An 11,882-nucleotide genomic window follows, 5' to 3' on the forward strand; every position below is an offset into this window, starting at 1 on the left:
AACCAGCAACCCCCATTGCCGCGACCCCGTCGCAAAACTCTCTAGAGCAAGAGCCTGGACTCAGGCACCTCCCGATATTCCACCCCAACGGTACGCGGTTCCTGTTTGCCCGGCAGCGGCAGAGTCACCAGCGCTTCCGCACCCACATGATAAAAATGCGCTGCTTCCGCCCCCCATACCATGGCAGGAAACAGCCATGCCAGCAGCAGAAACAACCAGGAAGAGCATGCGTAGCCCATGCCATTGCTCCGTCGCCAAGCTGGATCCATTTTTTCCTCCATGACCGTGATGATGATGCCAACTGCCCGCAAATCCTACGTTATCCTACTCTCCTGCTGCCCAAACAGACCCTGCTCTACAGAGGCACACAACAGATGCCCAACCAACAAATGGCTCTCCTGGATCCGTGGGGTTTGGGTAGAGGGAATGCGCAAGCAGAGATGGCACAGCTCGGCCATCTGGCCTCCGCTTGCCCCGGTCAAACCGAGAACGGTAATCCCCAGGCGACGCGCCGTCTGAATCGCATGGAGAATATTGGGGGAGTTGCCTGAGGTACTAATCGCCAGCAAAAGATCTCCCGCCTTGCCATTGCCCTCGATCTGCCGAGAAAAGAGCCTCTCATAGCCATAATCATTGCCAATTGCGGTCATGATCGAGCTGTCGGTGGTCAAGGCGATGGCGGGCAAAGCGGGTCGATCAAAATAAAAGCGGCTGACCAGTTCGCCGGCGATATGTTGCGCATCGGCTGCCGAACCCCCATTCCCGGCAATCAACAGTTTGCCACCTGCACGATAGACTGCCAACAGCATTGCACACGCCTGCTGCAGTTGTGCCATCCACTCGGCATCCTGCAATAACCGCTGTTTGACGGCGATACTCTCTTCTATCTGCTGCACTAAAAATGGCTCTGCCATGCTCATTTTTTCACCCATTATGCGGCCTATCCGGGGATGACAGGGATATTCAGCAACGATCAACGCGCTTTCACCACCATGATCGGCATATCCGCCAGTTGTAATATTTTTTCTGTGGTCGCCCCTAGCAACAGATTGTCAATACCGGTGGTGCCGCTGTAGCCGACGATGATCAGATCTGCTTTCAGTTTTTTGGCTGTCTGCACAATTTGACTGGCCGGCAAACCATGGGCGACCACTGTTTCCAAGCCGACCTTGGCCTGTTTGGCCAATTTGGCCAGATCATGCTCCTTGACAAAGGCACGCATACTGTCGGCAGCCACCTCCAGAACCGGGCGCAAAACTTTTTTGATCTCCTTTTTCTTTTGCGGCGGACTGCTTTCGGTGGTCACCTCATGCACCACATGCAAAAGATGCAGCCGACTCTCGGCATGGTGACCGATCACGAAGGCAGTACGCACTGCTTCCAGGCTATCCCTGGTAAAATCAATTGCTACAACAATCGTTTGCAAATTATCTATGGCCACAATACACTCCCACTGACAATACAAATCCCAACCCATACGCAAGCGGCAGCTTGTGTCCTTACCGAAAGGTAGCTAAGATTAGCGGCAAGCCGGTCGCTTGGCAAGCGTGGGCGTATTATCGGTGCTCCTGGTTATCAACAGAGCCAACCGATTACAAAAAACTCGACTTTCAAGGAAAAACGACACTATGAAAACCAGAATCCTGGCAGCATCTGCGTTGGCCTTGCTCCTCTCTTTCTCGGCAACGGCCCATGCAGCCGACAACCCGCAGCAGCCTAAACCCTTTGATGAGACAGAATTTTCTCGTTTTCTGACCGACTATCCTACCATCAGCAAATGGGTAGGCGAAAAGGGGATGCGCTACGGCAGCAACAACTCTCCCTGGGCCCTCTCTGGCCTGCGTTATGATAAGGAATTGCAAAAACATCTGCAAAGCAGTGGTTGGAATGCAGAACGCTTTTTCTATCTGCTGGATCATATCAATCTGGGTCTGATGACCACCCAGGCAGAAGCCCAGCAAGAAAGCATGCGCGCACGCATGAACCAACAACAAGAAAAGGCGCAAGCCGCCAACAGTGAAGAGCAGAAAAAGGCCATGGCACAGATGCAAGAGCAACAACGCTCTTCCCTGGAAACGGCTCGGGCACAGTGGAGCGCACAACGGGAACGGGTCGCCAACGATCCCTACATTCCCCATCCGCAAAAGCAGCAGATTCTTGCCCAAATGGATCGCAGCCAACCCTCTGCACAGATGTTCAATCCCGAGCAACAGCAAGAGCAAATGCGTCAACAGCAACAAAACTGGTTAAACCAACAAAAGCAACAGATCAGCAACAATCCGTATATTCCACCCGGACAAAAGCAGGAGATGTTGGCGCAACTGGAACGCTCTCGCGAAGCAGCCAATCCTGGCAAAGCAGTTGCCGCTCCAACACGGCTTGATCCGGTGGAACAGCAAAACAAAATGCAGGCCCAACACAAGCAGTGGCTGGAAGAGCGGATGAAAGAGATTCGCGACAACCCGATGATGCCTGCCGTACAAAAACAGCAGATGCTGGATCAGTTGCAACTCTCCCTGAAAAATGCCGAGAAGGCTGGACAATCGGCAAAAGAGCAGATGGGCAAAATGCAAAGCGGTCCCTTGCCCGCCCAGGAAAGTCAGTTGATCAAAAGCAATCGGCAAAAATTGACCACCATGTTTTTTCCCGAAATGTAAATATGCAACCCATCGGGATGCCAGATAAAAATGGCATCCCGACAGGGAACCTCTGACTGTACACAGCTCTTCTGTACAACCAGCAACCCCGTCGCAAAGCTCTCTCCACGCCAAACAGGCTTTGCCTGGCCACCAAACCAGCAACCCCGTCGCAGAGCTCTCTCCACGCCAAACAGGCTTTGCCTGGCCACAAAACCAGCAACCCCCATTGCCGCGACCCCGTCGCAAAACTCTCTAGAGCAAGAGCCTGGACTCAGGCACCTCCCGATAAAAAGAGCAACAAGGCCTCCTGAATCGGCTGATAGAGCCGTCGCACATAGGCCAACTCCTGCAGAGCCTCTTGCCAACGTTGCTCCTTGACCGCTTCATAGAGTGTGCGTGTTGGTTTTTGCAAGGTGGGAAAGATGGTATTGGCCATGCTTCCCTTGACCACATGGGCTGTTGCGCGTGCCGACTGATAACTCTCCTGCTCCAAATCCCGCTGCATGGTATTGAGCAGCTCCAGGAATTGTGCTGCCAGCAGCTCCGCCACCTCGCGAAAATCCTCCTCCTGCAGACCAATCGAACGCATGGAACGCAGCAAGGCCTCCATATCCACCCGCTCGACCTGTTCACTGACCTGTTGGGGTGCCGACTCCTCCGGCGGCAGCTCCGTCTTGGACTGCCCGGCAGTGGCAGCACTCTTCTCCTGAACGACTGACTCTTCTGGTCGCAGCAAGGAAAACTGCCGCAAATGATTGCGCAAATCAGCTATACTGACCGGTTTGGCCAAAAAGCCATCCATGCCACAAGCTTGAATATTGGTCCGTGCCTGCGGTGTGACATCGGCGGTAAAAGCGACAATGGGCACGCGCCCGCCCGGACGCTCCAACCCCTGCTCCAGGGCATGAATGGCACGAGTGGCCTCAAAGCCATCCATTACCGGCATTTGGCAATCCATCAATACCAGATCAAAGCGCTGCTGGCGAAATTGAGTAATCGCCTCCTGTCCACTCAGAGCGGTGACAATCTGGTCGCTGCGATAGCCCACATTGATCAACATGCCCCGTGTCACTATCAGATTGGCCTGTTGATCATCGACAATCAAGATCCTGCCCTCGGCACGCCAGGCAAGCGGCTCTTTGTGGCTGCGCTCGCTCTCCTGTGCCGCATGACTCCCCTGATTGCGGATCAACCATTCAATTGCTGCCAACAACCGTTCGGCATTGATCGGCTTTTTCAAACAGATGGCTGTTCCCGGCAATTCGGTCGCCTGATCCCAACCTTGATCCAACAGATCGGTCAACAGGATAAAGCGCAACTCCGCATTGCAATTGAGCAGTTGCTGAAACTCGCGCCGATGACTGAGTCCCGGCTTTTGGTTGCACAACACCAACTGATAGGGCTCACCCAAAGCATCCGCTTCTTGTAAAATCAGCGGGGCATGTTCCACCTCCACCACATGGTCAAGACGGGCCCCCTGTGAAATCAAGGCATCCTCCACCAAGGTACGCAACAGACCATCCTGGGCCACCGCCAGGATGCGCATTCCTTTCAAATCTTGCGTTTTATCGTGTCGGTTATAGGTGCGCTGCTGTTTTTCCAGACGAATGGTAAAATAAAAGACCGAACCGGAAGGCGTATCGGGATTGCTGTCAACATGGATCTCACCCTCCATCATCTCCACCAAATGTTTGCAAATCGACAGCCCCAGACCGGTCCCTTCATGGCGACGGGTAGAGGAGGAGTCTACCTGGGTAAAACGGCTGAAAATTTTTGCCCGATCCTCTTCGGTCACCCCGATCCCGGAGTCGCGCACCTCAAACAGCACATCAATACCCGCAGCATCGCTGCCCACCGGACCGCCATAGAGTTCAACTGTTCCCCCTTCTGGGGTAAACTTGATGGCATTGCCCAATAAATTGATAAACACCTGTTTCAAACGGATGGGATCACCGCGCACGGCGGTATAGGTCACATCTGGGAAAAATGCTGTTAATTCAATACCTTTAGTATGGGCCAAGGGAGCGACCGTCATCGCCGCCTCATAGACCAAACGGCGCAAATCAAAATCGACCCGATCCAAGACCAACTGCTTGCCATCCATCTTGGAAAAGTCCAACACATTGTTAATCAGGGTCAATAAGGTCTGTCCCGCCCCCAAAGCCAACTCCACCCGTTCCCGATCCGGCAAACGGATATCCGAGGTACGCAACAGCTCCAACATGCCCAAAATCACATTCATTGGCGTGCGTATCTCATGGCTCATGGTGGCCAAAAACAGGCTTTTGGCCTGACTGGCTGCCAACGCCTGATCGCGTGCCACCGCCAGATCATTGGTGCGCTCCCGCACCTGCTCCTCCAGAGAGGCTGCCAGATTACGCAACGCCCGATGGGAGACATTCAAAGTCTCCAACAGGGAGCGAAAGGCCAGCGCCAGATCACCCACCTCATCTGTTCCGGTCACCTCAATCTGCACATTCTCTTCACCTGCGGCGATGCGCTGAATGCTCTGGGTCAAACGACGGATCGGCCAGGTCAACTGCCGGGTCGCCAATACGATCAACACACACAAAAGCAGAGAGATGCCTAAGGAGATCTTGAGAATATCCTGCCAATATTGCTGAATCCCCTGCACCATGGTGGTGTTGGGAGCAAAGGCAATCATGATAAAATGGCGGTTTGGCGTTTCGGGATCAAAATAGATCCGTTGCAACACCAAATGGATCCCTTGTTCAGTCAAAGCAATCTGGGTTGGCGAATCGACAAAGATGGACATTTGATGACGCATGCGTGGGGTCTGTCCCCCGTCGCTCCAGAGTTGCGGAACATTGGCAAACAGATTTTGCAGGCGGCTGTTGTTGTTGAGCGTATGGCCTTTTTGTTTGGCCAACTCCTGGAGCATTTGCCGGGCTTTGTCGGGAAAATGCAAGAGCGCGCCTTCCCGGTCGGCAATCAAGAATTGCACTTCATCACTGCTTTGCCGGAACAGAGTGCGCGCTACCTGACGAAAATTTTCCCGTACAATCAACACCCCTGCCCGATCCTCTTCATTGGCAAACAGCGGTACGGCCATCTGCAAAATCGGCTCACCAGAGGCGGCACTCCCTACAGGAACAGGAGCAGGCAGAGCAAAATGTTCGCTCAAGGTAAATTGGTTGGGATTCAGACGCATCGCCTTCAGCAAATTGGGTTCAGCGCTTTGCAGCCGCAGCGACTCTTCGGCCACCCGTACTGCACGACCTTTGCTGTTGCGCTCCACCCGCAACAGCTCCCGACCCTCCGGCAGATTGCCGATGATTGCCATCTCCAGATAGGTGGACTGATGCTCCATGATGGCCAACAAATCATTGGCAACCGTATGGATGGCCGCCTCCTTTTGTGCAGAGGATCCGGCCTCCCGCTGCAGTGACAGCTCGGCCAAATGAATGATGGAGCTGGAATCGGACAACATGAACAAGGTATTGCGCAAAGCATGCACATGGTGCATATATTGGTTGGATTTGCGGCGCAATTCGTTGGAAATATCCGAAAACGATTGCTCACGCAGCAGTTTTTCCACGCTGGTAAAGGTCACATATCCTACCAGAATCACTCCTGACATGGTAAAAATCAGGGTGAGCAGGGCAATCTTGGCAGGCAGTTTCAGAAATGGTTTAATCATCGCTCGTTAATGATCAGATGTTACCAAAGGTACCGCTGACACAATACACAACTGTAACTCATCTTGACAGCGTTTTTCATCATCCATCGCAAATTTGAGGTAACCCGCAGCATGGCTTTGATCGGTATGCGTGATATATCCATTCGCTTCGGCGGACCACCCATTCTCGAAGAGGTGACTTTTGCCATCGAACCCGGAGAACGGGTCTGTCTGGTGGGACGCAACGGCAGTGGCAAAACCACCTTGATGAAACTGCTTGCTGCTGAGTTGACCCCCGACAGTGGCGAGGTGATACGGCAAAAAGGGATGCGGGTTGCGCGTCTCGAACAGGAGATCCCGGAACAGCTCTCAGGAACAGTCCTGGAGGTAATTACCGATGGCTTGGGCCCGCTCTGCCACGCCTTGACCAGCTTTCATCAAGCCAGCCAGGAGCTGGCCCAGGAGCAGACTCCCCAGGCATTGTCGGTGATGAGCAGAGCCCAGGAGCTGTTGGATCATCTGGATGGTTGGGCGGTGCAGCAGCGGGTGATGGAGCTGACCTCACTGCTCTCTCTGCCGGTTGACCTGCCTTTTGTCACTCTTTCCGGTGGTTTGAAACGACGGGTTTTGTTGGCGCGAGCCTTGATCAGCGAACCGGATCTGCTGCTGCTGGATGAACCAACCAACCATCTGGATGTCGAGGCCATTCAATGGCTGGAGGATTTTTTTCGCGCTGAGAACAGCAGTCGCACCTATCGCGGCACCCTCTTTTTTGTTTCGCATGATCGGCTGTTTTTGGATCGTCTGGCCACACGCATTCTCGAGCTGGATCGGGGACGTTTAAGCGATTGGCCGGGCGATTATGCCACCTACCGGCACCGCAAAGAGGCGGTTCTGGAGGCAGAGCTGCAACAACAGGCACAATTTGATAAAAAGTTGGCTCAGGAAGAGAGCTGGATTCGCCAAGGCATTCAGGCGCGCAGAACCAGAAACGAGGGACGGGTCCGCGCTCTGGAACGTCTGCGACGGCAACGTCGGCAGCGACGGGAGCAAACCGGGGTGGTCCGTCTGCAGGCAGAGTCTGGCGAACTCTCCGGCAAGATTGTCGTCGAAACCAAACAGATCTCCTATCACTATGCGGGAGTTCCGATCATTCGCAACCTGACGACCACCATCCAACGCGGCGACAAGATCGGCATCATCGGTCCCAACGGGGTCGGCAAAACCACTCTGTTGCGGCTGTTGCTGGGAGAGTTGCCCCCAGAGCAAGGCTCGGTCCGTCTGGGCACCCGTCTGGAGGTGGCCTATTTTGATCAGTTGCGCAGCCGTCTCGATGAAAACAAAACTGTGCTCGAAGCTGTTGCCGATGGCCAACAGGAGATTCTCTTTCACGGCAAACGACGCCATATCATGGGCTATCTGCAGGATTTTCTGTTCAGCCCGGAACGGGCCCGCTCCCCTGTTTCCGTGCTCTCCGGTGGCGAGCGCAACCGTCTGTTGTTGGCCCGTCTCTTTTTGCGCCCCTCCAATGTGCTGGTCATGGATGAGCCCACCAATGATCTGGATGTGGAGACCCTGGAGCTGCTGGAGGCACTGCTGGTTGACTATTCCGGAACAGTGCTGCTGGTCAGCCATGATCGGACCTTTCTCAACCATGTGGTCACCTCCACCCTGGTCTTTTCAGGAGGGGGCGAGATTATAGAATATGTGGGTGGCTATGATGATTGGCTGGCCCAACGACCCGCACCCCTCCCCAGCACCCCTGCCCACAGCCCACCGGCAACCGGTAAAATCAAAACAGAAAGCAAACCTCGGGAACGCGAACGCAAGCGTCGCTTGAGTTTCAAAGAGCAGCAAGAGCTGGCCGCGCTGCCTGGGCGCATCGAAGAGCTGGAGAGCGAGCAACAACAGTTGCACCAGCAGGTGGCCGATCCTGCCTTCTACCGCCGTGGCAGTGAGGAGATTTTAGCGACCACCTCCCGCCTGTCATCGCTTGACAATGCGCTGGCAGAAGCCTATGAACGCTGGCAAGTTCTGGAACAATTGGCCGAAGAGTGTGGATAGAAAGCAAAACCATGGATGCCCACAATGAGCACACCCCCTACCAACACCTGACGCCAGACACCATCCTCAATGCTGTGGAAGAGGTCGGTTTTCGCTGTACCGGTACCCTGTTGGCCCTCAACAGCTATGAAAACCGCGTCTATCATATTGGCATCGAAGAGGCGCCCCCTCTGGTGGCAAAATTTTATCGTTCGGGACGCTGGTCCTCCGAGGCCATCCGCGAAGAGCACCAATTTTGTCTGGCCCTGCACGAACAAGAGCTGCCCATCATCGCCCCTCTGGTTGATAGCCACGGCCAAACCCTCTTTACCCATCAGGGGTATCGTTTTGCCCTCTATCCCCGTCAGGGCGGGCGCCCTGCAGAGTTGGATAACCTGGAACACTTGGAACAATTGGGACGCCTGCTGGGGCGCCTGCATGCCATAGGCAGCGTGCAACCCTATTGCCATCGCTTGACCCTCTCGGTCGCCACCTGGGGTGACCCCTCGGTACAGCATATTTTGCAGAGCAATCTGCTGCCGCCAGGAATGCACAGAGAGTATCAACAGGTCAGCAGCAGCCTCCTGCACACCTTGCAAAAGCTGTTTCAGGCAGTGGGCCCCTATAAACGACTGCGTCTGCATGGTGATTGCCATGTCGGCAATCTGCTTTGGAACAATAATGCTCCCCTGTTGCTGGATTTTGACGACTCCTGCTCTGGCCCCGCCATTCAGGATCTGTGGATGTCTCTCTCTGGGGACCATTATGAACAAAGCACCCAGTTGAGCTATCTGCTGCGCGGCTACCAAACCTTTTTCTCCTTCGATCGCCGAGAGCTGGCTCTCATCGAACCATTGCGCAGCTTGCGCCTGCTCCATCATGCCGCCTGGATCGCCCGCCGCTGGAACGATCCCGCTTTTCCCATCGCCTTCCCCTGGTTTAACGCCCCCCGTTATTGGGAAGAGCATATCCACTCCCTGCAGGAACAGTTGCACCTGTTGCAAAATCCCCAGCAAACAGCCTGTCTGGATCTGTTCTATTAACATCCTCTATAACACATCATTATCTTGATATTAATATTTTTTGGTGCAAATATTGCTGCACATAGCAACCAGGGAAATATTATTCGCTATGGGGGGCGTGCCATGAACCTGATTCAACTGTTCAACAATCTGCAAATCAGCCAAAAAATTGCTTTTGGCTTTGCGGTAGTGGGAATACTCTTTTTGGCAGTTATTGCCTTGTACCACACCACTTTGGTCAATACCTTGACGATAGTGCGCAGTGATATTCTGGAACGCGCCGAGGTGGAAAAGAGCCGTGCCACCCAGGTCAGTTTGCTGATGCTGGAGGCACGTCGCAACGAAAAAGATTTTTTTCTGCGCAAGGAGAGCAAATATCTGGAGGCTGTGCGCGGCCAGATCCAGGCGGTACAAAAATTGGTCGAAGAGATGCTGCAGGCTGCGCAAGCCAACCGGGATGAAACCAGCGCCGCCATGGATCGCGAAATCATTCGCCTTTCCGGCGCCTATCTGACCGCCTTTCTGCAGGTTGGCCAGGCAGAGACGGAAAAGGGACTTGATCCACAATCCGGTCTGCAAGGGGCCTTTCGCCAGAGCGCCCACGAAATGGAAAAACAGATCAAAGAGTTCGACAGCGAAGAGATCTATCTGCAACTGCTGCAACTGCGCCGCAGTGAAAAGGACTATCTGCTGCGCAAAGATCTCAAATATGTTGTAACCATGGAAAAAAAGCTGCAACAGCTTTTGCAGGCCATCGCCACCTCCACTCTCGCCGGCAACCTCAAAGAGCAGCTCACCAACCAGACCCATCACTATTGGAGCGCCTTCAAAGCCTTTCTGCAACAGGGGGCCGACAAGGGCACAGAGGGTTTTCGCGAAGCAGCGCATCAGGTGGAGAGCCTGTTGGAAAGCCGCTATGTTCCTGGTTTGGCAACCGTTTATCTGGAGATCCGCAAGGATGAAAAAGATTATCTGTTGCGCGGTGAGGAGAAATATGTCGCTGCCCTCAACAAACGGATTGCACAATTGCAACAGTTGATCCCAACAACCGCTATTGCCGAGCAGGATAAACAGTCGCTGCTGGAGAGAGTCAAACACTATCAGGGGGCCTTTGTCGCTCTGGTCGGCAAGGACCAGGAAATCAGCAAGCATGTGGGTATCATGCGCGAAGCCGCCCATGCGGTGACACCAATTGTCAACGCCCTGACCAAAGAGGCGAGCGAAGATATGAGCAATACAGCCAGCTCGGTCACAGACAACGCCGCACAACAGGCCAAGTTTTCTTTGCTGGTCAGTGCCGGCACCCTGTTCCTGGGAGCGGTGCTGGCCTGGTTGATCGGCAAAGGGATCGTAACCCCCATCCAAAAACTGCGCACGATTCTCCAAGCCTTTGCCAAAGGTGATCTCACCCACCAGAGCCAGATCCAGCAAAAAGATGAGATCGGGGCGATGGCCAGCGCTTTGGACCAAAGTGCGGCGCGTCTGCGTGAGGTGATCGGACAGATCAAACAATCTTCGATCGAAGTGGCACACGGTGGACAACAGCTCTCAGAGGCTGCACAAAGCTTTGCGCAAAGCTCTGCCGAACAGGCCGCCGCCATCGAAGAGACCTCGTCAGCCGTGGAGCTGATGGCCGGCAGCATTCAGCAAAACAACCAGCATGCCTCCACGACCGCCCAGATCTCCCGACATGCGGCGCAGGATGCCGTGGCAACCGGACAGGCGGTGGCGCAAGCGGTGGTGGCGATGCGTGATATTGCCCAAAAAATTTCCGTCATTGAAGAGATCTCTCGACAGACCAATCTGCTGGCACTCAATGCTGCCATCGAAGCTGCCCGAGCCGGTGAACATGGCAAAGGCTTTGCGGTGGTGGCCGCAGAGGTACGCAAGCTGGCCGAACGCAGTCAGCATGCCGCCGGCGAGATTGCCCATCTCTCCACCTCCAGCATGCAGGTGGCTGAACAGGCGGGTCTGATGTTGGGCAAGCTGCTGCCGGAAATTCAAAAAACTGCCGATCTGGTGCAAGGTATTGCTGCCGCCAGTCAGGAACAGGATCAAAGTGCCGGGCAAATCAATATTTCCATTCAACAGATGGATCAATCCATCCAGCGCAATGCCGGCACTTCCGAAGAGATGGCTGCCACCTCCGAACAGTTGTCTGCGCAAGCCGATGCCCTGCAGGAGGCCATCGCCTTTTTTCAAACTGGTGCAGAGAGCGTGCCGCCGCAGCGCAGCAAACCCGCGCAGCGCAAAAGCAACACAACACCCTCGACCCGGCGCCTTCCGGGGCCAACAGCGCGCCTGCCGCTGCGTCAACCTCTGGCACTGCTCTCTTGAACGCTCAGAGCTTGTGAATAAATCTACTGTGCCGCCCATGGGCGGGGTTGCAGACTCATTTGCTCCTCGCCTATCTGCTTGATATGTCGCGTCGCGCATTCGCCTGCGCCTTGTTCATGTGCTTGCTCGCGACGATTTATTCACAAGCTCTCAGCAAAACCCAGCTTTTACCCGGTCAGGCAGCGGTCGATAGGTGCAAGG

Annotated in this window: 8 protein-coding genes; 4 read left to right on the forward strand and 4 right to left on the reverse strand. The window is 54.5% G+C overall.

Annotated features, from left to right (window positions below; all coding sequences use genetic code 11):
- Window positions 1-41 precede the first annotated feature (41 nt).
- From EJP87_RS09500 to EJP87_RS09510, 3 genes are read right to left on the reverse strand one after another with little or no spacing between them, the layout of a single operon-like run.
- Window positions 42-269, reverse strand: a complete 228-nt coding sequence (locus EJP87_RS09500; protein WP_130471631.1) for a hypothetical protein — start codon at window positions 267-269, stop codon at window positions 42-44.
- A gap of 45 nt (window positions 270-314) precedes the next feature.
- The gene (locus EJP87_RS09505) at window positions 315-932 is read right to left on the reverse strand and encodes a D-sedoheptulose-7-phosphate isomerase (RefSeq protein ID WP_320412232.1); all 618 of its coding nucleotides are present in this window, start codon (window positions 930-932) and stop codon (window positions 315-317) included.
- Window positions 933-973: 41 nt separating this feature from the next.
- A complete protein-coding gene (locus EJP87_RS09510; RefSeq protein WP_193771267.1) occupies window positions 974-1,441 on the reverse strand; it encodes a universal stress protein in 468 nt (155 codons plus the stop codon).
- Between the two features lie 187 nt (window positions 1,442-1,628).
- Between EJP87_RS09510 and EJP87_RS09515 the strand changes: the two genes are divergently transcribed.
- Window positions 1,629-2,657: a hypothetical protein gene (locus EJP87_RS09515; protein WP_130471633.1), complete on the forward strand. Its 1,029-nt coding sequence runs from the start codon at window positions 1,629-1,631 to the stop codon at window positions 2,655-2,657.
- A 253-nt stretch (window positions 2,658-2,910) separates the two neighbouring features.
- Here the strand turns inward: EJP87_RS09515 and EJP87_RS09520 are convergent, their stop codons facing one another.
- Window positions 2,911-6,300 carry an ATP-binding protein gene (locus EJP87_RS09520; RefSeq protein ID WP_130471634.1) on the reverse strand — a complete coding sequence of 1,130 codons (3,390 nt, stop codon included), beginning with the start codon at window positions 6,298-6,300 and terminating at the stop codon, window positions 2,911-2,913.
- Window positions 6,301-6,411: 111 nt separating this feature from the next.
- Here EJP87_RS09520 and EJP87_RS09525 point away from each other — a divergent pair, with 111 nt between their 5' ends.
- The 3 genes from EJP87_RS09525 to EJP87_RS09535 all read left to right on the forward strand — a co-directional run bounded on the left by EJP87_RS09525 (window position 6,412) and on the right by EJP87_RS09535 (window position 11,681).
- Window positions 6,412-8,343, forward strand: a complete 1,932-nt coding sequence (locus EJP87_RS09525) for an ATP-binding cassette domain-containing protein (RefSeq protein WP_130471635.1) — start codon at window positions 6,412-6,414, stop codon at window positions 8,341-8,343.
- A gap of 11 nt (window positions 8,344-8,354) precedes the next feature.
- On the forward strand, window positions 8,355-9,365 hold the full coding sequence (locus EJP87_RS09530) for a serine/threonine protein kinase (RefSeq protein WP_130471636.1): 1,011 nt from the start codon (window positions 8,355-8,357) through the stop codon (window positions 9,363-9,365).
- Window positions 9,366-9,467: 102 nt separating this feature from the next.
- Complete coding sequence (locus tag EJP87_RS09535; protein WP_153188672.1) at window positions 9,468-11,681, forward strand: methyl-accepting chemotaxis protein; 2,214 nt, start codon at window positions 9,468-9,470, stop codon at window positions 11,679-11,681.
- Window positions 11,682-11,882: the final 201 nt, after the last annotated feature.

Source organism: Candidatus Magnetaquicoccus inordinatus, assembly GCF_004217665.1.
Taxonomy (GTDB): domain Bacteria; phylum Pseudomonadota; class Magnetococcia; order Magnetococcales; family Magnetaquicoccaceae; genus Magnetaquicoccus; species Magnetaquicoccus inordinatus.